Source organism: Empedobacter sp. 225-1 (genome assembly GCF_030328185.1).
Lineage (GTDB): Bacteria > Bacteroidota > Bacteroidia > Flavobacteriales > Weeksellaceae > Empedobacter > Empedobacter stercoris.
On the sequence record NZ_JACALO010000042.1, the window covers coordinates 1 to 25,668 of the forward strand.

General features: G+C 31.3%; 21 protein-coding genes. 8 read left to right on the plus strand and 13 right to left on the minus strand.

What is annotated here, in order from left to right:
* Positions 1-84: 84 nt before the first annotated feature.
* From HX088_RS11705 to HX088_RS11725, 5 genes are all read right to left on the minus strand, one after another.
* On the minus strand, positions 85-639 hold the full coding sequence (locus HX088_RS11705) for a biliverdin-producing heme oxygenase (protein WP_260542618.1): 555 nt from the start codon (positions 637-639) through the stop codon (positions 85-87).
* Complete coding sequence (locus tag HX088_RS11710; RefSeq protein WP_260542616.1) at positions 629-2,818, minus strand: ATP-binding protein; 2,190 nt, start codon at positions 2,816-2,818, stop codon at positions 629-631. Before HX088_RS11710 ends, HX088_RS11705 begins: the two co-directional genes overlap by 11 nt.
* 5 nt (positions 2,819-2,823) lie before the next feature.
* A complete protein-coding gene (locus tag HX088_RS11715; RefSeq protein WP_188319875.1) occupies positions 2,824-3,525 on the minus strand; it encodes a hypothetical protein in 702 nt (233 codons plus the stop codon).
* 172 nt (positions 3,526-3,697) lie between these two features.
* Complete coding sequence (locus HX088_RS11720; RefSeq protein WP_225532427.1) at positions 3,698-5,584, minus strand: S9 family peptidase; 1,887 nt, start codon at positions 5,582-5,584, stop codon at positions 3,698-3,700.
* 183 nt (positions 5,585-5,767) lie between these two features.
* The gene (locus HX088_RS11725; RefSeq protein WP_171622358.1) at positions 5,768-6,586 is read right to left on the minus strand and encodes a hypothetical protein; all 819 of its coding nucleotides are present in this window, start codon (positions 6,584-6,586) and stop codon (positions 5,768-5,770) included.
* 209 nt (positions 6,587-6,795) lie between these two features.
* Here HX088_RS11725 and HX088_RS11730 point away from each other — a divergent pair, with 209 nt between their 5' ends.
* The 3 genes from HX088_RS11730 (at position 6,796) to can (ending at position 9,473) form a co-directional block, all read left to right on the plus strand.
* Complete coding sequence (locus HX088_RS11730) at positions 6,796-7,152, plus strand: hypothetical protein (protein WP_171622308.1); 357 nt, start codon at positions 6,796-6,798, stop codon at positions 7,150-7,152.
* A gap of 105 nt (positions 7,153-7,257) precedes the next feature.
* Positions 7,258-8,802, plus strand: a complete 1,545-nt coding sequence (locus tag HX088_RS11735) for a SulP family inorganic anion transporter (protein WP_286484254.1) — start codon at positions 7,258-7,260, stop codon at positions 8,800-8,802.
* Between the two features lie 26 nt (positions 8,803-8,828).
* Positions 8,829-9,473, plus strand: a complete 645-nt coding sequence (gene can, locus HX088_RS11740) for a carbonate dehydratase (protein ID WP_171622307.1) — start codon at positions 8,829-8,831, stop codon at positions 9,471-9,473.
* 56 nt (positions 9,474-9,529) lie between these two features.
* Here can and HX088_RS11745 read toward each other — a convergent pair whose 3' ends face one another.
* Together HX088_RS11745 and HX088_RS11750 are read right to left on the minus strand one after the other, a co-directional pair.
* Positions 9,530-10,063 (minus strand): DUF7832 domain-containing protein, encoded by a 534-nt coding sequence (locus HX088_RS11745; RefSeq protein WP_225541802.1) that lies wholly within the window; start codon positions 10,061-10,063, stop codon positions 9,530-9,532.
* A 41-nt stretch (positions 10,064-10,104) separates the two neighbouring features.
* Positions 10,105-10,557 (minus strand): type I restriction enzyme HsdR N-terminal domain-containing protein, encoded by a 453-nt coding sequence (locus tag HX088_RS11750; protein WP_225539425.1) that lies wholly within the window; start codon positions 10,555-10,557, stop codon positions 10,105-10,107.
* A 3-nt stretch (positions 10,558-10,560) separates the two neighbouring features.
* On the opposite strand from HX088_RS11750, the gene holA reads away from it, so the two are divergent.
* Together holA and trxB are read left to right on the plus strand one after the other, a co-directional pair.
* Positions 10,561-11,571: a DNA polymerase III subunit delta gene (holA, locus tag HX088_RS11755; protein ID WP_286484255.1), complete on the plus strand. Its 1,011-nt coding sequence runs from the start codon at positions 10,561-10,563 to the stop codon at positions 11,569-11,571.
* 68 nt (positions 11,572-11,639) lie between these two features.
* Complete coding sequence (gene trxB, locus HX088_RS11760; protein ID WP_171622304.1) at positions 11,640-12,584, plus strand: thioredoxin-disulfide reductase; 945 nt, start codon at positions 11,640-11,642, stop codon at positions 12,582-12,584.
* A gap of 78 nt (positions 12,585-12,662) precedes the next feature.
* On the opposite strand, the gene HX088_RS11765 is transcribed toward trxB, so the two are convergent.
* The 6 genes from HX088_RS11765 to HX088_RS11790 all read right to left on the minus strand — a co-directional run bounded on the left by HX088_RS11765 (position 12,663) and on the right by HX088_RS11790 (position 21,326).
* Positions 12,663-15,770 carry an efflux RND transporter permease subunit gene (locus HX088_RS11765; protein ID WP_260542600.1) on the minus strand — a complete coding sequence of 1,036 codons (3,108 nt, stop codon included), beginning with the start codon at positions 15,768-15,770 and terminating at the stop codon, positions 12,663-12,665.
* Positions 15,771-15,773: 3 nt separating this feature from the next.
* Positions 15,774-16,865 (minus strand): efflux RND transporter periplasmic adaptor subunit, encoded by a 1,092-nt coding sequence (locus HX088_RS11770; RefSeq protein ID WP_286484257.1) that lies wholly within the window; start codon positions 16,863-16,865, stop codon positions 15,774-15,776.
* Between the two features lie 4 nt (positions 16,866-16,869).
* The gene (locus tag HX088_RS11775; protein ID WP_284583438.1) at positions 16,870-18,120 is read right to left on the minus strand and encodes a TolC family protein; all 1,251 of its coding nucleotides are present in this window, start codon (positions 18,118-18,120) and stop codon (positions 16,870-16,872) included.
* Positions 18,121-18,192: 72 nt separating this feature from the next.
* Positions 18,193-19,530, minus strand: coding sequence for a sensor histidine kinase (locus HX088_RS11780; protein ID WP_286484259.1), 1,338 nt, complete (start codon positions 19,528-19,530; stop codon positions 18,193-18,195).
* Between the two features lie 3 nt (positions 19,531-19,533).
* Positions 19,534-20,211: a response regulator transcription factor gene (locus HX088_RS11785; protein WP_286484260.1), complete on the minus strand. Its 678-nt coding sequence runs from the start codon at positions 20,209-20,211 to the stop codon at positions 19,534-19,536.
* Positions 20,212-20,384: 173 nt separating this feature from the next.
* Positions 20,385-21,326 (minus strand): NAD(P)H-dependent flavin oxidoreductase, encoded by a 942-nt coding sequence (locus HX088_RS11790; RefSeq protein ID WP_286484261.1) that lies wholly within the window; start codon positions 21,324-21,326, stop codon positions 20,385-20,387.
* Between the two features lie 168 nt (positions 21,327-21,494).
* Here HX088_RS11790 and HX088_RS11795 point away from each other — a divergent pair, with 168 nt between their 5' ends.
* From HX088_RS11795 to HX088_RS11805, 3 genes are all read left to right on the plus strand, one after another.
* The gene (locus HX088_RS11795) at positions 21,495-21,716 is read left to right on the plus strand and encodes a DUF2795 domain-containing protein (RefSeq protein ID WP_019976296.1); all 222 of its coding nucleotides are present in this window, start codon (positions 21,495-21,497) and stop codon (positions 21,714-21,716) included.
* 127 nt (positions 21,717-21,843) lie between these two features.
* Positions 21,844-24,966, plus strand: a complete 3,123-nt coding sequence (gene secA / locus HX088_RS11800; protein WP_260542588.1) for a preprotein translocase subunit SecA — start codon at positions 21,844-21,846, stop codon at positions 24,964-24,966.
* An 80-nt stretch (positions 24,967-25,046) separates the two neighbouring features.
* The gene (locus tag HX088_RS11805) at positions 25,047-25,481 is read left to right on the plus strand and encodes a hypothetical protein (RefSeq protein WP_286484262.1); all 435 of its coding nucleotides are present in this window, start codon (positions 25,047-25,049) and stop codon (positions 25,479-25,481) included.
* Positions 25,482-25,668 lie beyond the last annotated feature (187 nt).

The window sequence follows — 25,668 nt, forward strand, 5'->3', positions numbered from 1 at the left end:
CAAATACGAATATATGTACTGTTTAAAATAAAATTTTATTGGTCTAATCCTGTATCATTTTTTCAGGACGTTACAGAATTATATTTATGCAAAGCTAATCAGATCTTCGTATGCTTTTTTTGCACCTTCAAAAACTTGTTGTTGCTCATTTTCTGTTGTAAATTCTTGGTCAATGTAAGCAATAAAAGTTTTCCAGATTGAACCAAGATTTTCACCATAATGTCCAAAATAATTAAAGCTTTTATGTTCTAAAAAAGGGTATTTTTTTAGTGTTTTTGCAATCACATTCCCTCCAAGCATCGATCCTTCGATTACATAAAGTGCTCCGATAGCTTCTGCTCTATTTTTTAACTCAAATTGCTTATTTACTTGTAATTCATTTATACCTAATTCTTGTAAATCTTTTTCGATTAAAGGCAATTTATTCAATTTTGTTAAAGCCAAATTTTCTATATCCTTATCATTCAATAAATGTTTAATCGAATCTTCATACGATTTCAGAAAAACGTGGTTAACCTGCAACATTTTAAAATAATTTTTATCTGTAAATGTGCCATTAAATAATTTGTGAGATTCTAATTTTTGCTCAATTTCTGCGTGATAATTTGCTGTTTTTTTCTTTAAATAATCAGATAACATCCGTACATTTTTTAAACGTTAATACAAAAGTTGTTCCTTCCCCTATTTTACTTTCAAAAGATATATCTCCATCCATTCTATTCATCATACGATGTGCAATCGCCAATCCAACTCCATTTCCCGAAATATTTCCAGTATTTGACATTCGACTAAACAATTGAAACATCTTTTCATGATCTTCATCTTTTATTCCAATTCCGTTGTCTTTTACTTGAAAAACGACATGTTCACCAGCTATTTCTGATGAAATATTAATTTTTGGATGTGATTCTAACGATGAATATTTTACCGCATTACCAATGATGTTCAAAAAAACTTCATAAAACATTGTTTTATCTGCTAATACATTATTGATATGTTCTACTACTACTTCTGCATTTGTTGATTTGTAATACAATAATACATCACGCACAATCTTCTCAATAATTGGTTTTGTCTGAATGTTAGATAATTCAATTTCGGATTTTTTAGCCTTACTCAAAGCCAATAAATCCTGCATCATTTCTGCCATTCGATCAATTTCTTTCACTACGTTTTGTAATCGATCATTCTTTATTTCATCGTCTTTTAAACTTCGTTGAAGCATTTGACAATTTAATTTCATGACAGATAAAGGTGTGCGCAAATCGTGAGAAACAGTATAAGTAAACGCATCTAATTCATCATTTATTTCTTTCAACTGTTCGTATAAACTATGAATTTTGAAGGATTGTAAATGAAGTGTTTCAATAATTAATTTCACGACTTCTTTTGCAACATATTTCTCTTTTTCTAACCAAATAAACGATTTATGTTTAATTTCTTGTTGCAAAATTTTGAACGATGATTTAGAAGATGAATACACCACTTCTTTATCATCTATCACAACAATTTTGTCGGTTTGATTTGAGTTCCCTACCCAATTTAATTTTTGCAATTGTTCTTTTTTAAACCAAATCACAAAATGCTTAAATCCTTGTCCCAAAAAACCACACATTACACCGGCGGCTTTTACACTTATATTTAACTCTTTTCCATAATCAACATAAAAAGAATTTGATGAAAATAATTGAGTCGGATGATTATACATTGCCCAATCTCTTATTTTCAAAATCTCTTCAATTTCTGGAGTTTCACCTTCGTAATACACCTTCCCAAAATTAACCAAAGCTATTCCATCGGCTTGGGTTAAATGAAGAACTTGAGTTAAATAAGTATTGATTGAATTTTCTATATTTTCCTCTGTCAAAAGATTTTCTTTAAGCTTTATAGCAATTTCATTAAATTGATTTTGAAATTTTAATCGCTCATTTGACTTAAAATTGACATACGTCAATCTACCTAAACGCGTCAACAACTCACTTTGCAAACGAATTTGATTGGGTATATATTTTGGCTCTGTATTCTGACAAATAACAATTCCCCACAATTTTTCATTCATAATTACAGAAACTGAAAAACTTGCAGAGCAATCCGAATTTCGAAGATACTTGATATGTTCGGGTGAAAGTGCTCGAACAGATGAATATTTCAAATCAATTTTTTTATTTTTTGCGCTCAATATTTTAATCTGCGGTCCATTTACATCTGAAACCATTCGACTTTTCTTCTCTAAATACAATTCTTTCATCTGATCAGAAAAATCAAACTCTGGGAAGTGTAATCCCAAATACGAACTTAAATCATCGTCCTTTTTTTCGTTAATCACAATTCCGCTTCCATCTTCAAGGAATTGGTACAACATTACACGGTCATAACCTGTCAGGTTTTTAATTGACAGAATTAAGTTGTCCCAAGTTAATTCGGTCGATTTTGCATAAAGAATCTTTTCAGAATATTTATAAAAATCTAATCTATTTTCTAAAGTTTGTAAGTTTTCTAACTCAATATAAATATAGTCGTTTGTATAAAAAGTGGTTACATCATACTTTTCTGAATTAATTTCTATATGAGAACGATAAAACTCACCTTTTTCGAGTGCTAAAACGTCATTAAAGTTGATTTCGAAATTGTATAATTCAGCGATATTTTTCCCTAAAATTTGATTAGGAGAAATTTCAAAAACTTCGGTTATATTTTGAGAAGCAAACTCAATTTCACTCGTTTTTTTATGGATACCAATTAGATAGCCAAAAGATTGAATTTCATTGAGAAATTGAGGAGCCTCTTCTTCATCGTTTTTGATAATTTGGTTGATCATAAAAATTAATCTTCTTGCTTTCTTAACTTTAAAATATAATTTTCTAACTCTAACTCATCTGTGTCAACCAATTCAAAGTCATTATAATGCGCTAATTGAGATGTAAAAAACTCAACAACTTTATTTTTTTCAAGAGATGGATGTACTTTAATTCCATTGAATTTTATGTTCTTCATGTACACATAAAAATCATAGTCGAAATCAGTTTCTCCTAAATGTGTATTGGCAATTTTTCCTTTCCATTTGATATCAAAAACACCAAATTCTTCTGTATCTAAAAATGTAATTTCGTGTTGTGCAACGGTATCATTCCCTAACATCGAAACACCAAAGGCTAATTTTTCTGGTTCATCAAGATTAATCGGAAGTGGATCAATTTCGAATACTTTATTATTGAGCTGATTAAAATCTAATTGCTCATTATTCTCTATCTTAATTCCCTTATTGTTCCAATATGTGCTCGAAATAATGGCATGATCATAATTGATCCAAAGTTGTTTTGTAACATTTTCTTGCGAGATATCGTCTATTTCATCTAAATCGTCTTTATATTCCTCTTCTTGATCGTAATTATCAGATTCTAAATGAAGATCCATCCATAGATCAAAATTTTCATCAAGGCGAGCACTCCAAACAAAATCTATTACTTTGTGTCCGTTTGTAAATGGGCTATTTGAAAAGTATATTTTGTTATTTTCCTTACTCATAAATTGGGGTTTGACTTCTGTTTTTGAATTTACAACGATTATTCTATTCTGCAAAATTTTAAAAAATAATTGGATTACTTATTGAATATTGTCATTGATTTTCAAACAAATAAAAAAGTGCAATTTCTATAGAAATTGCACTTTTAAATTATTTAATATGTTTATAATTGAATTATAACGTTTCTTTTAACCATTTGAAAAATTCTGTATGCCAAATGATTGAATTTTGTGGTTTTAACACCCAGTGATTTTCTTCAGGGAAATAAATAAAACGAGATTTAATTCCTTTCAATTGTAAAATTTGATATGCCTCTTGTCCTTGTCCCATTGGTACACGGTAATCGTGTCCTCCAACATAAATTAACATTGGTGTATTCCATTTATTGACTAATTCGGTACTGCTTGGATCAAATTTAGTATATGTTTTTTGTGCAGCTTTATTGTTCGTTTCCCACCAAGCACCACCGGCATCCCAGTTTGTAAAGAAAATTTCTTCTGTTGTTCCGTACATTGATTTCAAATCGAACACACCATTATGCGAAATAAATGATTTGAAACGACCTTCGTGAATTCCTGCTAAATAATAAACAGAATATCCTCCGTAAGATGCACCAACAGCTCCACGACGATCTTTATCAACATATGGTTCTTTCGAAATATCATCAATTGCTGCTAAATAATCATCCATTACTTGCCCACCCCAATCTTTCGAAATTTGCTCGTTCCATTCTACTCCATGTCCTGGCATTCCTCTACGATTAGGCGCAATCACGATATAACCTTGAGCAGCCATTAATTGAAAATTCCAACGAGGAGAATAGAACTGAGTTAAAGCAGATTGTGGACCTCCTTGACAATATAATAAAGTTGGGTATTTTTTGTTTGGGTCAAAATTTGGTGGATAAATTACCCAAGCATGCATATCTTTTCCGTCTGTCGTTTTGATCGTTCTTGCTTTTACATCACTCAACGCAATGTTATCAAAAATGTCTTTGTTTTCGTTTGTCAATTGTGTTAACGATCCAGATTTAAGATCAACTACATATATTTCTGCTGCATGATTGATATCTGTTTTTGTTACGACAGCCTTATTCCCTACAACTTCTTTAATATCTGCTATATCAAAATCACCTTTTGTAATTTGCTTTATGAAAGGCATCTTTTTCATTTTGAAGTTGACATCAACTTCAAATAATTGAACAGTTCCTCCAACTGGTGCATTGAAATATATTTTTGTACCATCATTACTCCATTTGTAATTTTGTACAGTTCCGTCCCAATGTTTTGTAATATTTAGTTCAAGATCACCACGACGAACAATTAAATCATTTTTATCCGCTTCGTAACCATCACGCGCCATACTCAAAAAAGCGAAATCTCCTTGAGACGAGAAGCTTGGTGTATTGTCATACCCCATTTTTCCTTCTGTGATATTGGTCGTTTTCTTTGTTGTTAAATCGTATTGAAAGATATCTGTGTTTGTGCTCAACGCATAATCAGTACCAAATTTCTTTTTAGAAACATACAACACTTTTGTCCCATCTGGTGCCCAAACAAATTCAGAAACTGAATACGGTTCATCTTTTAAAACATCAATCTTTGTTGCATTTTCTTTATTTTCTGACACAAATAAATGTTCAAAATGACCATCGTTCCATGTATCCCAATGTCTATAATTTAACTCATTGTAAATCTGCACATTTGATTTGTCCATTTCTGGATAATAATCTGACCCAAAAACCTTTTGTAATTTAACCTTTTCTGTTTCAGCTTTGTATTGTTGAGATTTATTTAATGAAACATCAGCCAATAGTGTTTTGTAGTCTTCAATTTCTGAAGCTTTACCACCTGCTAATGAAATCATATATGTTTTTGACGTGTCTTCTTGTGTTTTAACATCTGTAGATGTTACTTTGTAAATAAGATTTTTTTGATCTTTTGTTACTCCAACTGGAGAAACTTTTTTTACTTGCCATAGCAATTCTGGCGTCATCACTTTTTGTCCCATTGCTGTCGTCGTCATTAAAATACTTGCGACTAATATAGAAAATCTATTCATGTTAATTTTATTCAATTTCCTTGTAAAAATAACAATTCTTTATTGAGAAAGGTAAATATTCCCCATAAAAAAAGACATCATTCAATACAAAATGTATACAAATGATGTCTCCGCTAATAATTTTTTCAAATCGTCTAATCGATGTTTGAAATTAAGCTATATATTTTATATTTAATCCTTTAATTAAAAGTTTAACTTATTTTTATGAGTAAAAACTGGGATAATCGCTCCAAAAACTAAGTTTTGTTGTGAGAAGAAAAAATCTTGTTTTGCTTTATCCGATTTATTGGCAGTTGTACGAATATCATTCATATTAGCATAACCTCCTTTCATTTCTGCTTGTATAAAGAAATAATCCCAGAAAGTAAAGTTAATTCCGACCATTGCTGCTGTTGCAAAACCAGCTAAATGAAACTCATCGTAACGTTCGTTACTCATTAATTTCACATTAGAACGTGGGTATAAAATACCTGCACCCAAACCAGCAGTTACGTTAACATCTATTCCTTTTCCATTTTTAGTAATTGGAAAATGCTGAATATTATCAAAACGACGAATTTCTAAGTTCGCATAATTTAATCCATCTGTGTGCTCAAATGTTAAGAAATCTTCTGTTAATTTTTGATTGACATTATTATAATTTCCATCAAATTCAGAACCAGTATTAATCGATCCATTCATGTTAACCATTTGATCTTGATCCATTACATATTTCATGTGATCAATACCAAAAGAGATGTTCCAATTATCTGTAACAAAGTATCCTAAACGGAAATTATACTGAGGAATTGTCATTGATGTTGGATTGAAATACTTAATTCCAAAAGAAGTTTGACGGTCATGTGCCACTACATTGTCTAATGTAAAATCGTATCCATTTCCTTTGAATTGAATATCTGATTTTGTGTATTGCGCATGATTCCAACCCCAATAAACATAAAATTTTCCTTTATTATGTTTTCCTTGTCCAAAAGTAGTCGCCACCAAAGCTACTAAAAACATTACACTTATATACTTTTTCAAAATTTAAATTTTTGCAAATTTACCCCTAATATGAATGATTAAAAATGATTTATGATATCAATTTTGTATCTCTATATATTTTTAATCAATAAATATAATAAAGCGATATAAAATAAAATGATAAATATTTATTAATAATTTCTTTAGATATTTTGTAATTAAAAATTAAAATATATTTTTGTTGCGTCATGAAAGACAATCTGATCAAACATATCATTGGAATTTTTTTTACGCTTATTTTGGTGTTCAGCACGAACATGCAAGGTATTGCTGGGTACTTAGATTATCAGATAAAATTAGAGCAAAACGCTTGTGAAAATTCTACAAACGACGCAACGAAAGCACTTTTTTCACAAACTTCGACAGAAGAAGAAAATCATCATACGTCTTCGAAAGAAATTACCGAAAAAATACATTATTTTCATGAGATCAATTTGTTTACATTTTTCAAATCAAAAGAAAATTCTTTTATAGACTTTCATCATTCAAAACTTTATTCATCTTTGAACAATAGAGTTACAACACCACCTCCTGAATTAATTTAATTTTTTTTTACAGATTATTTGCTTCATTCTCTTCCAATTATTGGAAATAGAACAGCAATATTCATATCATTTTTAAAAATAATAAATTATTCATTTTATATCATTATGAACATTTTTCAAAATTGGAAAAAGGACATACCAGCGAGTATTGTTATCTTTTTCGTTGCATTGCCATTATGTTTAGGTGTTGCTTTGGCCAGTGGTGCGCCTTTATTTTCTGGGATTATTGCTGGAATTATTGGAGGAATTGTAGTAGGCTTAATTTCAAAATCACAAATCGGAGTTTCTGGACCAGCAGCAGGTTTAGTCGTTATTGTTTTAAATGCAATTACCGATTTAGGTGCTTATGAATTATTCTTAGTTGCAGTTGTAATTGCTGGTATATTTCAGATACTTTTAGGCATTATAAAAGCTGGTGTTATTGGGTATTACTTTCCTTCTTCAGTGATCAAAGGAATGTTATGTGCCATTGGTATTTCTATTTTCTTAAAACAAATTCCGTTAGCTTTCGGGTATCAAGGGAATTTTTCGTTTAGCGAATTCAGTTTTTCGAATGCTACACCAGGAGCGATTATTATCACCATAATTTCTCTATTTATCTTGATCGTTTGGGATAATATCTTAGGCAAAAAGTCTAACTTTTTCAAATTATTACCAGGATCGTTAGTAGCGGTTTTAATTGGAATTTTATATCAAATTACGATTGGAGACACCAATCACGAAGTATTCTCTATCGATCATAATCTATTGGTAAAAGTTCCTATTCCAGAAAGTATCACAGACTTCTTTGCTCAATTTACGACACCTGATTTTGCGAATGGATTAACGAATCCGTTAGTTTGGCAAACAGCCTTTACAATTGCCATTGTGGCTTCGTTAGAGTCTTTGCTTTCTGTTGAGGCAACTGATAAATTAGATCCATTAAAACGTCAAACGCCTACTAATCACGAATTAATTTCTCAAGGAATTGGAAATTCTTTATCTGGATTAATTGGAGGTTTACCCGTCACACAAGTAATTGTTCGTTCCTCTGCCAATGCGATGAGTGGCGGTCTTACAAAATTATCGACAATTACACATGGAATTTTATTATTAGTAAGTGTAATATCTATTCCAATTTTTCTAAATTTAATTCCGAATGCTGTATTAGCTTCTATCCTATTGGTTATTGGATATAAATTAGGTAATCCAAAACAATTTTTGGACATGAAAAAATTAGGAAAAGATCAATTAATTCCATTCGCTGTTACAGTGATTGCTATTCTTGCAACAGATTTGCTGAAAGGAATTATCATCGGTTTAATTGTTGGTGTTGTCGTTTCATTGATCAAATCGTATAATAATTCGCATGTGATGTTAGTAAAAGAAGGAAACATTTTTCATATGAATTTTGCTGAAGAAGTAACTTTTGTTAACCGCGGAGCAATTGTAAAAGAATTAGATGGATTGAAACCTGGATCTAACTTAGAATTAGATGTCCGTAAAACTCGAATATTAGATTATGATATCATCGAATATTTTGATGAATTTAAGGTAAAAGCTAAAAATAATAACATTAATATCCGATTAATTTCTGAACGTGGAACTGTCGATAATCCTCCCTCTTTTAGAGAATTTTTTGGTTACGTATTAGTCGCTGGAGCACATTAAAAAAAATAAAAACAAAACAATATAAAATGACAAACGAATATTACAAACAAATATTAGATAATAACAAAGCATGGGTTGAATCAAAATTAAATTTAGACCCCGATTTTTTCACCAAATTGGCTCAAGGTCAACAACCTCCTCTTTTGTGGATTGGTTGTGCTGATAGCCGAGTTCCAGCCAACGAAATTATTGGTGCGCAACCTGGTGAAGTATTTGTGCATCGTAACATTGCCAACATGGTTGTTCACACAGATATGAATATGCTTTCTGTGTTAGATTATGCTGTAAATGTCTTAAAAATAAAAGATATTATTGTATGCGGACACTATGGATGTGGTGGTGTAAAAACAGCAATGGGAAATGCTTCCGTTGGATTAATTGACAATTGGTTACGTCACATCAAAGATACTTATCGTTTCAATAAAGCAGAATTGGATGCCATTACAGATGAGAACACAAAATGTGATCGCTTAGTCGAAATTAATGCTGCTGAACAAGTTCTTAATTTAGCAAAAACGTCAATTGTACAAAATGCATGGGCAAAAGGTCAAGATTTACATGTGCACGGTTGGGTTTATGGAGTTAGTTCTGGTTTAGTAAAAGATTTAGGTGTGTCTCTTAATTCTAATGATGATTTGGAAGCTGTTTTCCAATTAAACATCTCTCACTAATTTTTTTTAGATAAGATTTTTAGAAATGTGAAATCCACTCGTTTGAGTGGATTTTGTTATTTTGATTCAAAATTTTTCCAAATTTCGAACTTTTTATCAATCTTTTCTTTTATTAGCAAATAATTTAGCTCTGAGTCTTCAACATGGTAAACAGATTTATTATCAATAATCTTTTGAAATAGATTTGTATAATCATCCAAATATGAACCATACATCTTAGAAAATTTAGAATCATTTTCATAATAATCTTTTGTAAAATTCTTACCAATTTCATTTAAATCAGAATCTAAAAATTTTCCGTCAGAATATTTAATAAGAAAAGTAGCTCCAGTAATTCTATTGCTCTTCACATCATCAATACCATCTTTTGTATCTTCAATCAATTCAGAAGAAATTAAATTATGATGAATACACCATTTTAAATACATTCCGATATGCGTAGAAGCATTTTCCTGAGTTAAATCTTTTGGATAATCATTTCCATAATGCCAAGAAGCATCATCGTACTTAAAAACTTGTTCAGTAAGTTTATTATTTTGCTTAGAACAATTTATATTAAAAATTACAAGTAATAAAAAAATCTTTTTCAAATCATATTATTTTCACATCAACTCATTACCGAATTAGCAAATTAACATTTTTTCGGCAACTCTTTCAAAAAATTATACCGTTTATTTTCAAAATCCATCATGCAATAAAAATGATTCAACCCATTTGTAACCATCAATAATTGAGAACCTAACACAATATTGTAACGTGCTATTTGATCAAAAGTTGCTTGCGAAATTGGTATATGAGGCGCTTTACATTCCACCATAATCCAAGGTTTTTCTTGTTGATAAACTACAATATCTGCACGTTTTCGCATTCCTGTGATATCAATAGGAACTTCTAAGGCAATCGCAGAAGTTGAATAACCTAAATCGTAGATTAAATAATTCAGAACGTGTTGCCTAACCCATTCTTCGGGTGTATAGACCAACCATTTTTTTCGAATCAAACAAAAGATATACAATTTATCTTGGGCTTGTTTCAATCTTATTTGGTATTTTTCGGAAAAATTTAATTGTACTAATTCAGTCATTGTATGAGTCCTGTAGAATCTTTGATCAAAGATATAAAAAACAAACACTATAAACCGATTTACTTCTTAGCGGGCGATGAACCGTTTTTCATCAATCAGGTAACTGATTTGTTAGAAGAAACTATTTTACCTGAAGAAGAAAAAGGATTTAATCAAACAATTGTTTATGGACAAGATGTAGAAATTGGACAATTAATTGGAATGGCGCGTCAATACCCAATGGGTGCGGAAAAATCGGTTGTTATTGTAAAAGAAGCTCAACATTTGAGTCGTTCGATTGATCAATTGGAAATGTATGCAAATCAAGTTCAAGATTCAACAATTTTAATCATCAATTACAAAGGAAATACATTAGACAAACGTAAAAAAATCTACAAGATTCTGAATGAAAAAGGGTTTTATTTTGAATTTAAAAAGATTTATGAAAGCGAAATTCCTGCTTGGATAGAACAAAAAGTAACTACCAATCAATTTAAAATTGAACCAAAAGCAAAGTTTCTATTGACCGAATATGTTGGTGCCGATTTATCTCGTTTGAACAATGAATTAGAAAAATTATTTACAATAGTTGGTGCTGATAAAACGATTACACCCAAACATATCGAAGAACATATTGGGATTAGCAAGGATTATAATGTATTTGAATTACGAAATGCAATCGAAACGAAAAATATCGAGAAAGCATTTAAAATTATCAAGTATTTCGAAAAAAATCCAAAAGATAATCCGTATGTGGTTTCTATCACAACAATTTTCAATTTGTTTACGAATATCATTCAAATCCATGTAACAGCGGATAAATCGAAACAAAATCTGGCAAAAGTTTTAGGTATTAACCCTTATTTTGTACAAGGAATGATGACGGCAGCAAATAATTATCCGTTAAAAAAAGCAACGAGAATTATTTCTTTTATTCGCGAATATGACTTGAAAGGTAAAGGTGTTGGCACAACAGGAAATGTAACGCCAAGCCAATTGTTGATTGAATTAGTGTATAAAATTATGCATCTATAATTTTAAGAAATAATCTTATACTAAAAGTAAAATTAGAATAACTAAATTTGTAAAAAATAAAACTCACAATGGAAAATAACGTAAGAGAAGTCATCATTATAGGATCGGGACCAGCTGGTTATACTGCAGGGATTTATGCGGCTCGCGCTAATATGAATCCGTTAATTTTAACAGGAATGGAGCCTGGTGGTCAATTAACAACAACAACCGATGTTGAAAATTTCCCGGGTTATCCTGAAGCAGTAACTGGACCAGAATTGATGGCTGATTTACAAAAACAAGCAGAGCGTTTTGGAACTGAGATTAAATATGAATATGTAACGGAAGTAACTTTTGGAGAAAAAGAAGGTGATATCCACCATGTAAAAACAAATACAGCTGAGTATCAAACACGTTCTATCATTATTTCTACTGGTGCAACTGCAAAATATTTAGGATTAGATGATGAAACAAAGTATGCTGGTAGCGGAGTTTCGGCTTGTGCTACTTGTGATGGTTTCTTCTACCGTGGAAAAGATGTTGCTGTAGTTGGTGGTGGTGATACTGCTGCTGAGGAAGCTACATACTTATCAAAACTTTGTAATAAAGTCTATTTATTGGTTCGTAAAGACGAAATGCGCGCTTCTAAAGCGATGCAAGATCGTGTAGCTAATACACAAAATTTAGAGGTTTTATACAACCACGAATTAATTGGTCTTGATGGAAATAATGTTGTTGAGAAAGCTAAAATTATCAACAATGTAACGAATGAAGAAAAAGAATTAATTGTAGATGGTGTTTTTATCGCAATTGGACATAAACCAAATACAGATTTATTTGTTGGTAAATTGGATATGGACGAAACGGGTTATTTAATTACGCAAGATCGTTCGTACAAAACAAATATACCTGGAGTTTTTGCTGCGGGTGATGTACAAGATTCTGTTTACAGACAAGCAATTACAGCAGCAGGTGCTGGTTGTGGTGCAGCTTTAGATGCAGAACGCTATGTAGCAGAATTTTTTGAAGGATAATTATTCAGAAGAAATTATAAATACTAAAATAGCGAGCTAATGCTCGCTATTTCTTTTAATAAAATAAACAACTACAAATTATTTCAGGAATTTCTGTTGATATTCTTTTCTGTATGCATAATAAAATACAACTGGAAGAATTGTAAAGGATAGGATTAAACAAATGATTAATCCTCCTACAATCATAATTGCCAAAGGCTTTTGAATTTCTGATCCCATTCCGGTAGAAAGTGCTGCTGGTAATAATCCCATCGATCCCATAAGCGCAATCATCACAACAGGGCGTATTCTACTTTTAACACCATTAACTATTGCTTCTTTTAATTGCATTTTATGTTTTAAATTATCTCGAATAACACCAATTAGAACAATACCATCAATTGTTGCTACTCCAAAAAGAATAATAAAACCTATTCCCGCAGATATACCAAAAATAGTTCCTGTTATCCAAAGCGAAATAAATCCTCCAATAAAAGCAAAAGGCAGTGTTAATGCAGCTATCGCTGTGTCTTTTACATTTCCGAAATTAGTGTACAGTAATAATAAAATCAAAACTAACGAAATCGGAACAACCATTGCTAATTGTTTTGCTGCGCGCTCTTTACTTTCGAATTCACCAGCCCATTCTATGTAATTTTCTTTCGGTAATTTAACTTCTTTGGCCACTACTTTCTTCGCTTCATCGATTGTACTTCCTAAATCACGACCTTCTATACTAAATCCTACACCGATATAACGACTATTTCCTTCTCGATAAATAAAAGCAGGTCCTGTTTGATAACCAATTGTAGCTATTTCCTGCAAAGGGACATTGTTCCCGTTACTTGACGGAATCAAGATATTTCCAATTTTCTCAGGAGTATCTCTATAAGCTTCCTGAAAACGAAGAATAACATCAAACTGTCTATCATTTTCATAAAACTTAGTAGCTGCTTGTCCACCAATTGTCATTTCAATTACTGCCTGAACATCCGCTGTACTAATACCATATTTCGCCATTTTTGTATCACTCAATTCTATTCTAAGTTCAGGTAATCCAATATTTTTGTAAACATTGATATCCGTTATCCCATTTACTTTTTCGATAGATAAAGCTACCTTATTTGCATATTTTTCTAAATCATACAAATCATCACCAAAAATCTTAATAACTAATGAACTTTTTACACCTGCTACATATTCTTCAACATTATCTTGAATGGGTTGCGAAAATCCAAATACAATTCCAGGATAATGATTCAGTTTATCTCGCATCTCTTGAATAATCTCTTCTTTTGAAACCTTGCGTTTCCAATCTTTTTCATCTTTTAATTGAATATTAAATTCAATATTGAAAAATCCTGTTGGATCAGTTCCATCATTTGGACGACCTGTTTGTGTTAAAATAAAATCAATTTCATCACAATCTTTCTGCATCAACTCTTTCATCTCTTTTGTTAATCGAGTTGATTCTTGTAAATTGACACTATTTGGTAAAGTTGCACGAATGTAAATTGCTCCTTCATTCAATTTCGGAAGAAATTCTGATCCATAATGTGAGAACTTAAACAAACAAAGAGCTAAAATCCCTAAAAAAATTCCTATTGTTGCTTTTTTATAACGAAATGCTGTTTCATATAATCCGAAAATAGTTTTCTGAAAAAATCGAGTAATAAAGTTCTCTTTCTCCTCCATATTTTTCTTAAAAAGCAACTTACACATTGCAGGAACATAAGTTAGACTTAATATTAAAGATCCTAATAATGCGTATCCCAATGTAAATGCTAAAGGAGAGAACATTTTACCTTCCACTTTTTGGAATGAAAATATCGGTAATAAAGCAACAATAAGAATAAGTAAGGCAAAGAAAATATAAGAAGCTACACTTCCAGCACTTTTCTTTATAACGCCCATTTTACTCATTTTTGCGAAACGTTCTGCTCCTACTTTATGTTGCATGGTTGCTAAAGCAACAAAAACTGTTTCCACAATTACCAAAGTTCCTTCTAACAACAATCCAAAATCCAATGATCCCATTGAAATTAAATTCGCTGGTAATCCTTGTATTTTCAACATAATAATTGCGAACAAAAACGAAAGCGGTATAACCGAAGCTACAATAAATGTTGATTTCCAATTATATAAAAAAACAAAAACAATTAATGATACTAATAAAATACCTTCAATGATATTTTTAGAAACCGTATGTACTGTATTATCAACCAATTTGGTACGATCTACAACTGTTTCAATTTTTACATTATCTGGTAAAGTTCTTGTATTTAATTCTTCAATCTTTGCTTTCAGATTTCCAATGACTTCAGATGGATTTTCTCCTCGTAGCATAATAACGATACCTTGTACCATATCATCATTTTCATTATAACCAACTTGTCCTAATCTAGGTTTATTTGAAACAACAACATCTGCTACATTTTTGATAAGAATTGGTGTAGAACCATTTAGAGCAACAGTAATATTTCCTATATCCTCCATCTTATCTAACAAACCAACACCACGAACTACATAAGCTTGATCTCCTTGCTGAATAACATCTCCACCTACATTTATATTTGATTTAGAAACTGCTTCGTAAACATCTAAAGGCGATAAATTATAATTTTTTAATTCTGTCGGATTGATTTTAATTTCATATGTTTTTTCTTCTCCACCAAAACTTACAACATCTGCAACTCCAGATACAGAAAGTAATTCACGCTCAATTACCCAATCTTGTATCGCTGTAACTTCCTTAATCGGTAAATCACTTTTGATCACATAACGAAAAATCTCTCCCGTAGCACCAGAAGGTGGTTCAATATCCGCATCAGCTCCTTCTGGTAAATCAACTCCACTTAATTTATTCGATACGTATTGTTGTGCATAAAAATCATCTACACCATCTTCAAACTGAACAGTAACAACAGATAATCCGAAAAGAGAAATAGAACGAATATTTGATTTATGCGGAATACTATTCATTACTTTTGAAACTGGTAGAGTCACCAATTTTTCCATTTCCTCAGCACTTCTTCCTGGCCATTGTGTTATAATACGAGCTCTAGTATTTGTTACATCTGGAAATGCCTCTATTGGTGTGTGTTTTAAAGAAAATATACCTACAAAGAGTAATGCAAATACAGCAAATAAAACAAAGGTTGTATTTCGTAACGAAAAAGTTACGACTGATTGTACTAACTTTTTCATTTATTATTTATTTAATTCCTCAAATATCATTAGAGCGTTTCGAGAAATAACTTTCTCATTTGGAGCAAACTTTTCGCTAACAAATGTGAATTCTTCATTCTGACCAATCGTCGTAATTTTTCGGTTTTCCATTGTACAATCATTTTTATATACCACCACATATTCCTTGTTGTTCTCAAAAACTTTGGCTTTGTTTGGTATCGCAAATGCATTTCCAATAATATTTTGTTTATCGATAATAATATCTGCACTCAAACCTGGCATCAAGTTCAAATCTTGATTTTCTAACACAACACGCGCTTTCAAAACGTGTTCATTTTCATCAAACACATTGTATATTTTATCAATTTTTCCAACATAAATTCGATCAGGATACGCCATAGATTTCACTTTTACAGCATCACCTTTTTTTACATATTGCAGATTATTTGCGTAAATATTTACCATTACCCAAACCTGTTTTAAATTTGAAATAGAAAAAAGATTTTCATCTGAATCTGAAGTAATAGATTGACCAACGCTCATGTTTTTCTGAACGATATAACCATTTTTAGGTGATAAAATCTGGAATTGACCATTGCCAACTGCACGATATATCTTCAAGGTAGCATTGATTTTATCAATTTCAATTTGCGCTGATTGTAATTCGTGTTCTGCCTCTGTAACTTCGGGCTGAGAAGCCATTCCATCATTCAATAATTCTTTTTTCGACTTGATTTGTTTTCGAATCAAATCCATTTGATTTTGATGATAACGCTTTTGCTGCACCAAATCCAGTACTTCGTTCGATTTTACAACTGCCAAAACTTGACCTTGACGAACATAATCGCCTAATTCAAAATTCACTTTATCTACCACTCCTTGCAGCAAACTTTTAAAACCAACCAAATCATTTTCGTTGTATTCAATTTTTCCTGACAAGGTTAATTGTTCGTGAATCGGCTGCTCTAAAACAGCTACAATTTCAGTTGATTTTTTCAGTTGTTCGTTCAAACAAAATTTGTCTTCTTTTACCGCTTCTTTCTGGGGTTCTTGTTTGTTACAACTACTTAAAAACAAGGTAAAAGCAGCTAAAAAATATAAAGTTTTTTTCATCATCTTATAAATCTTGTCCAACGATATAATTTAATTCTTCGAATGTGTTTTGATAATTCTCTAACAAATCAAAATAAGCTTGTTGAGATTCTCGATAAGCCTGCGTAAAATCAATAAATTCTAGTAAAGTGATTTGTTTATTTTGGAGATGTTTTTTATAATTGTCAATCATGGTTAATTGTTCTTGATTATTCAATTTTTTCCACTGAATAAGTGCTTTATCCAATTGACTAATTTGATTTTGAAGTCGATCGATCGAAATATCTAACTCAGAATGTAGCGCATTTTTCGTAATTTGTTGTTGATTCAGTAAAATTTCAGAAGCTTTGATGTTTCCTTTATTCGTATTGAAAATCGGTAAATCAATACTTACACCAACACCAATAAAATCGCGCATAATATTTCCACCTCGATCATAATTTACTTGAAAAGCCAAATCTGGTGTACGTTGTGCTTTTTCTAAAATCAATTGTTTTTCAGCTAAATTGATTTCATTCTCTTGTTTTTTTAACGCTATATTTTGCTCTTTCGCTAATTGTTTAGCATTAAATGGAATTGATTTGGAGTGAGAATTGAATCTTGAAAAATCGATTTCATTTACATTTAAATCTGAGTTTTGCGTTAACAATCGAAGTTTATTGATGTATTCAATTTCTTGATTTTCTAGCTCAATTTGATCTTTTTGTAAACCTATTAATTCGGTTTGAAGTCTGTAAAAATCTGCTTTCGGAACATTTTTTAAATCTGCTTGTCGCTGATATTGCGTCATCATTTGTTCAAACAAATCAACGCTATTTTGCAATTCTTTCTTTTCAGATTGAATACGCGCTAACGAAAAATATGTTTGTCTTAATTCTTTTTTCAGCTCACGCAATAATTCCTCATACTCAAAAAGTGCAGAACTCTTCTCTAATTCTTTAATCGCAACACGCTTTTTTCGTTTACCAGCGGTTTCAATTAATTGCTCTAATTCGACAGAAATTTGTTGATTTTTCCCGTATTTACCGAATAAATAAGGCTGTTCTTCTACATTATAAGTTTTCCAAAGATTAACCTCAGAAATACTCAACGTTGGATTTTGCCATAATTTCTCCTGAATAATTTCAGCATCAATTCTGTCTACATTGAATTTATTCGCAATAAGCGCATAATTTTTTTGTAAAAACGCTGCTTCTAAATTGTCCAACGTTATGTTTTGCGCCTGTGTTTGTATCGCAAGAACAATTGGAATTGCTGTATAATAGATCTTCTTCACTTCTACTCTTTTTGAAAATTCAAAAGTAAAAGTGTAAGATTAAGGTGAGTTTTAAGTTAGATTAAAAGTAGATTAGAAAATGAGTTTAACAATCGTTCCTTTAGGTTTATTCGGAACAATTTCGATATCAATTTGATGAAGTGTAAAAATAATATTCGCCATCGAAAGTCCAATGCCTTTTCCTTGAAAATCTTGCGTATTTTTTCCTCGAAAAAAGTTTTGTTTAATTTGTTTGATATCGGTTTCTAAAATACCAATTCCTAAATCGGAAATATGAATTTGTAAACGATGATTAATTTCCAAAAACTGTACTAAAATCGGTTGATTGTTCGAATATTTTATCGCGTTACTTACTAAATTATTCAACGCAACTTCTAATAATTTTTCATTTCCTTGAATGGTTAACAATTGATTATTTTCGACTTGTAAATCCACATTTATACGTGCTTGATGATACAAAATAGCATTTTCAATCACTTGCCAAACTACTTCATCAATCCGAATTTGACTAAATTCAAAACTCGTTTTTGCTCCCGAAAGTAACATCATTTGGTCTAACGTTTCTTGTAAATCATTCGTATATTGTTTAAGCTGTACAATTACGTCTTCGTATTCTTCGAGCGTTCTTTTTTTATGATTTATCACCTCTAAAGTCACTAATAATGCAGTAATTGGCGTTCGTAACTCGTGCGAAACATAATCAATAAAATTCTTTTGTACATTAAAAGTTTGCGCCATTCGATCAATAAAGTGATTGTAGGTTTTGATTAAATCCTCAATTTCTGCATACGATTTATTAAGCTTTAAAGGTTCTGTAAAATTCTTCGCATCACGCTCTTTTATTTGTTCAATAATTTTTGTGATCGGCTCATAAGCAATTATTCCTAAAAAATTAGAAAATAGATAAATAAAAATCAACCCAACCAATGAAACCGAAATCAAAATTTGAAGTAACGATTGCATTTGTTCGTTAAATTCTTGTTTAGATTCACGCGTGATTACAACAAAATCACCTTCGTTATCATGATAAAAAATTCCGTTATAAAAGAAATCTTTACTTGTAAAAAAATCGGATTTATTGGCACGAATATTTTCTATAAAATTGGTTGAAATATCTTTATTAGAAGACATATTTCCATTGTATTTTTTGTTGTTATGATCAACAATTAAAATATTTTTTCGGGAAATCGTCTTCTCTAATTGACTTTTGATATTATTATGTTCTAAAACAGGTAATTCGTCCTTTTCTAAATAATAAATAGAAGCCAAAAGTGTCTTATTCTGCAATGATTTGATCTCTTTTTTCTCCATTTCGGTATAAAAAGAAAAGTAAATAATTGTAGAAACAATCAGAATAATGATACTGAAAATAACGACTGAATAAAGTGCTAATCGGTGTTTTAATTTCATAAGTTAGGCTTTAAACATATAACCAACGCCTTTTACCGTGTGAATATATTTCGTACCATTTTTCTCTATTTTATTACGCAAATACGAAATGTAAACATCCACAACATTGGTGTGATTATCGAATGTTATTCCCCAAACCGCATTTAAAATTTGGATACGAGTAACGGTTTTATCTATATTTTCGATTAAATAATTCAACAACTTAAATTCTCGGGGAGAAAGTTCTGTTTCTTCTTTATTTACAAAAACTTTGTATTGATCCAAATCAATTTCTAAATCATCAAAAATCAATTTATTTTCAGGAGCTTCTTGCGAACGAAACTGATTCCGGCGCGTCAAAGCTTTGATTCGCGATAATAATTCGTCGAAATGAAATGGTTTTGTAATGTAATCATCTGCACCATAATCTAAAGCGGATACTTTATCTTGAACTGTATTCAAAGCGCTTAACATCAATATTGGAGTGAATATTTTCTTGTAACGAAGTGTTTGTACAAGCTGAATTCCATCCATTTTTGGTAACATAATGTCACAAATAATCAAATCAAACTGAATCGTAATAAATTCATCTAAAACAGTTTCTGCATCTTTACAAAGCGTAACAAAATATCCATTTTCTTCTAGTCCTTTGATTAAAAAATCGCTAATTCGCTTATCATCTTCGATTACTAAAATTTGCATACACTATCCTTTTTTTCAAAATTAATGAAATTGACCAAGATAAAATGAATTTAAAGTATTTTCTAATTATTTTTTAATTTAAAAAGCTCAACCAATATACACAGCCCCAAAAAGTTAGACACTTTTAGGGGCAGTGTAAAGGCACCCTTTGTAAAAATATAAAATAGTTGGAATTAAAATCGTAAAATATTTTCTTTCGCTTGATTGAAACCTAAGATTAAATCATCAAAAACTTCTTGTACAGTTGGAATTGAATCAATTAATGCAGAAACTTGTCCTATTTCTAATTCACCATTTACCAAATCACCTTCAAACATTCCTTTTTTAGAACGACCTCTACCTAAAAGCTCTTTCAACTCTTCCGCAGTTGTTCCTTGTTGATATTTTTGTTGCACTTGGTTATAAAATTCATTTTTAATCAAACGTACTGGTGCCAATTCTTTCAATGTTAGTTGTGTATCGCCTTCTTTTGCATTTACAATCACTTCCTTGAAAGCTTGATTAGCAGACGATTCTTGCGTAGCTGCAAAACGAGATCCAATTTGTACACCATCAGCACCAAGAGCAAAAGCTGCCAAAATTTGAGCACCTGTACCAATTCCTCCTGCTGCAATTAAAGGAATATCGATTTGTCGTTTTACATTTGGAATAAGACATAAAGTCGTTGTTTCTTCTCTGCCATTATGTCCACCCGCTTCAAAACCTTCTGCCACGACAGCATCCACTCCAGCTTCTTGAGATTTTAACGCAAATTTTGCACTACTGACAACATGCGTTACTGTAATGCCTTCTTTTTTTAAAATTTCTGTCCACGTTTTTGGATTTCCAGCAGAAGTAAAAACAACTTTCACACCTTCTTCCACAATTATCTGCATAATTTCTTCAATATTAGGATAAAGCATTGGTACATTTACGCCAAAAGGATGATTAGTAGCTGCTTTACACTTTTTTATGTGTTCCCGCAAAACATCAGGATACATGCTTCCAGCACCTATTAAACCAAGCCCTCCAGCATTACTAACAGCCGATGCTAAACGCCAACCACTGTTCCAAATCATACCTCCTTGAATAATTGGATATTTTATTGCAAATAATTTTGTTATATTCGTGTCCATTTTCGTTATATTTAGGCATAAAATTAAATAAATAAAGACAACGAAAAAATTTAATTTTAACATAAAGACTGACAGTTTGACTTTGGCAAATTATTTGATTTGCAAAAAATCGAATTTTAAAACAAATTAGAGTTTAATTATCTCTACTAATAATAAAAAATATAAGCTATGTATTGGACTTTAGAATTAGCATCTTATTTGAGTGATGCACCTTGGCCAGCAACTAAAGATGAATTAATCGATTACGCAATTCGTACTGGTGCACCTTTGGAGGTGGTAGAAAACCTACAATCTATTGAGGACGAAGGAGATTCTTACGAAAGCATTGAAGAAATTTGGGCTGACTATCCAACGGACGATGATTTCCTTTGGAACGAGGACGAATATTAAAATAAAAAAGCCCGAATTGGGGCTTTTTTCGATTCTATAATCTATAACTAACATAGTTAACGTATATTTGCATCTTAATTAGTCTCAAATATATTGTGGCTAATTTTGACGAAGAACGCAGAAAAATATGAATATTTTAAACAAAATTTTACAAGGATTCTTAGGTGATAAGAATGCAAAAGACGTAAAAGAATTACAAAAATATGTTGACCTTGCTAATCAAGCAGGTCAATCACTTGGTTCATTAACTATAGATGAATTAAGAGAAAAAACGACAGGTTTCAAAACTCAATTAATAGAAGCTACTAAAGAACTGAAAGCTCAAATTGATGAGCTAAAGAAAAAAGTAGAAGAAACTGAAGATTTTGGAGAAAAAGAAGACTTGTATACTGAAATTGATAAAATCAATAAACAAGCTTACGAAATTGAAGAAAAGATTTTATTAGAAATTTTACCTGAAGCTTTCGCAGTAATGCGTGAGACAGGTAAACGTTTTACAGAAAATGAAACTTTAGAAGTAACTGCTTCTGATTTTGATAAAACATTAGTTCAACGTGGACATGATTTCGTTTCATTAAAAGACGAAAACACTGCTATTTGGAGAAACTCTTGGGATGCTGCTGGTCGTCAAGTAACATGGGACATGTCTCATTATGATGTACAGTTTATTGGTGGTTCTGCTTTACACTTAGGTCGTATTGCAGAGATGCAAACCGGTGAAGGTAAAACCTTGGTTGCAACTTTACCAATTTACTTAAATGCTTTAACAGGTCGTGGAGTTCACTTGGTAACTGTAAATGATTACTTAGCAAAACGAGATATGGCGTGGATGCGTCCTATTTTCTCATTTCATGGATTATCTGTTGATTGTATTGATAACCATCAACCAAATTCACCAGGTCGTCGCGAAGCATATGCTTCTGATATTGTTTATGGTACAAATAACGAATTTGGTTTCGACTATTTACGTGACAATATGGCAAACACGCCAGACGCATTGGTGCAACGTGAGTTAAACTTTGCAATTGTCGATGAGGTCGATTCTGTATTAATTGATGATGCTCGTACTCCATTGATTATTTCTGGTCCAGTACCACAAGGAGATCGTCACGAATTTGATGTGTTACGACCAAAAATTGATCGTTTATACCAAATGCAACGTGAGATGTTAGGAAAAACATTAAACGAAGCGAAAACATTATTCAAACAAGGAGATACAAAAGAAGGTGGTTTCAAATTGTACCAAGTTTATCGTGGTTTACCGAAATACAAACCATTAATTAAGTTCTTATCTCAAGATGGTATTCGTGCTCAATTACAAAAAACAGAAGCGCATTTCATTCAAGATAACAACCGAGAAATGCCAAAAGTTGATGAACATTTATACTTCGTAATTGATGAAAAACAAAATCAATCAGATTTAACAGATAAAGGAATTGAGTATTTGTCTAAAGGAATGGAAGACGAGAATTTTTTCATTTTACCAGATGTTTCGACAAATATTGGAGCAATTGAAAACTCTGGAAAAGATAAAGAAGAAATTCTTAAAATGAAAGAAGAATTCTTCCGTAATTTCTCTATCAAATCGGAGCGTATTCATACATTAAGTCAATTGTTAAAAGCCTATACTTTATTCGAAAAAGATATCGAATATGTAGTGGTTGATGGTGAAGTAAAAATCGTTGACGAATCGACAGGACGTATTATGGATGGTCGTCGTTACTCTGATGGATTACACCAAGCAATTGAAGCGAAAGAAAATGTAAAAATTGAAGCAGCTACACAAACGTTTGCGACAATTACATTACAAAACTACTTCCGTATGTACAACAAATTAGGAGGTATGACTGGTACTGCGGAAACTGAAGCAGGTGAATTTTGGGAAATTTACAAATTAGATGTTGTTTCTATTCCAACAAACCGTCCTATTTTACGTCATGATAAAAATGATATTGTTTTCAAAACAAATCGTGAAAAATATAAAGCAGTAATCGAGGAAATTGTTCGCTTATCACAAGATGACAAACGTCCAGTTTTAGTTGGTACAACAAACGTTGAGATTTCTGAGATATTATCAAAAGCGTTAAAATTGCGTGGTATTAATCACAACGTTTTAAATGCGAAATTACACAAAAGCGAGGCTGATATTGTAACAGAAGCTGGTAAACCAGGAGCTGTAACAATTGCAACGAACATGGCTGGTCGTGGTACCGATATTAAATTAACAAAAGAAGTAAAAGATTCTGGAGGTTTAGCAATTATTGGTACAGAACGTCACGATTCTCGTCGTGTAGACCGTCAGTTACGTGGTCGTGCTGGTCGTCAAGGAGACCCAGGATCTTCTCAATTCTTTGTTTCGTTAGAAGATTCATTAATGCGTTTATTCGGTTCAGAACGAATTGCAAAGTTAATGGACCGTATGGGACACAAAGATGGAGATGTAATTGAACACTCTATGATTACAAAATCAATTGAACGTGCACAGAAAAAAGTAGAAGAAAACAACTTTGGTATCCGTAAGCGTTTATTAGAATATGATGATGTAATGAATAAACAACGTGAAGTAATTTACAAACGTCGTCACAATGCATTATTCGGAGATCGTTTGGAGGTAGATATTGCAAACATGATTTATGATGTAGCTGCTTCTGTTGTAAGTTCAAACAAAGATTTTGAAGACTTTGGACAATATGAATTAGATTTAATTAAATACTTCACAATGGGAACTCCTGTTACAGAAGACGAATTTAAATCTAAATCTGTAAAAGAGTTAACAAACATCACATACGACGCGGCAATTGCAGATTACAAAGCACGTATGCAGTATGTTGCAGAAACTGCTTTCCCTGTTATTTCGAATGTTTTCGAAAATCAAGGTCATATGTTCTCTCGTATTCAAGTGCCGTTTACAGATGGATTGCGTCAAATGACAGTTGTTTGTGATTTGAAAGAAGCGTACGAATCTCATGGAAAAACATTAATCAAAGATTTCGAAAAATCGGTTGTATTAAGTTTAATCGATGATAACTGGAAAGAGCATTTACGTGATGTTGATGATTTACGTAAAACGTCTCAGAATGCAGTTTACGAGCAGAAAGATCCATTGGTTGTTTACAAACAAGAGTCTTTCCATATCTTCCAAAGAATGTTAGATACAGTGAACAAAGAAATTATTTCGTTCTTGTTCAAAGGTGAATTACCAAATGCACAAAAAGAAGAATCTGTAGAAGAAACTGAAACAGCGAACTAACAGATTTAAAATAATTTTTTAAACCCTTTCTGAATGTTTTTAGAAAGGGTTTTTTGTTATATTTATGATTTACATTAAATATGAAAATACTCCTTTCTAAATATATCCAATTTGGGATTCTTATAATGATAATATTGTTTTTTATCTCATGTGATAATTGTGAGAGATTTTATGATGATATTAATAATCTTGAAAGCAATATTATTGTAACAAAAAATTTAACAAAAGAACAGTCTTTTCCAAAAGTTGTTATAGAAGGTCTGAGTTTAAAAACAAAAAAGATAGAAACTCTATCTACACAAAATAGGTCTTGGATTGGAATTAGTAAATATATAAAAATAGGTGATACTGTAATAAAGAAAAAACGAGAGCCTATTATGTATGTTTACAAAAAAGATTCTATTATAGTTCATGCTTTTGAAAATTTTTGTCAAAAATCTATAAATCATAAAACTGATGAAATAAAAAGTATAGGAAATAGAATTTTTATTCGAAAAAATTTTTATTTGAAATGAGTGCAAAAACATTCACAATAATACAAAAGGCAAATTAAGGTTTGCCTTTTTGTAATCTTCCCCAAAAAAAGCTACGCATAAAAGTAGAATATTTTTTAAATTATGAAGTAGCCATGTTCAAGTTATAAGTGCAACTGGCCAAGTAGATTTTAGTTTTTCGATAGGGCTAATATAGCCAAACTTTCTT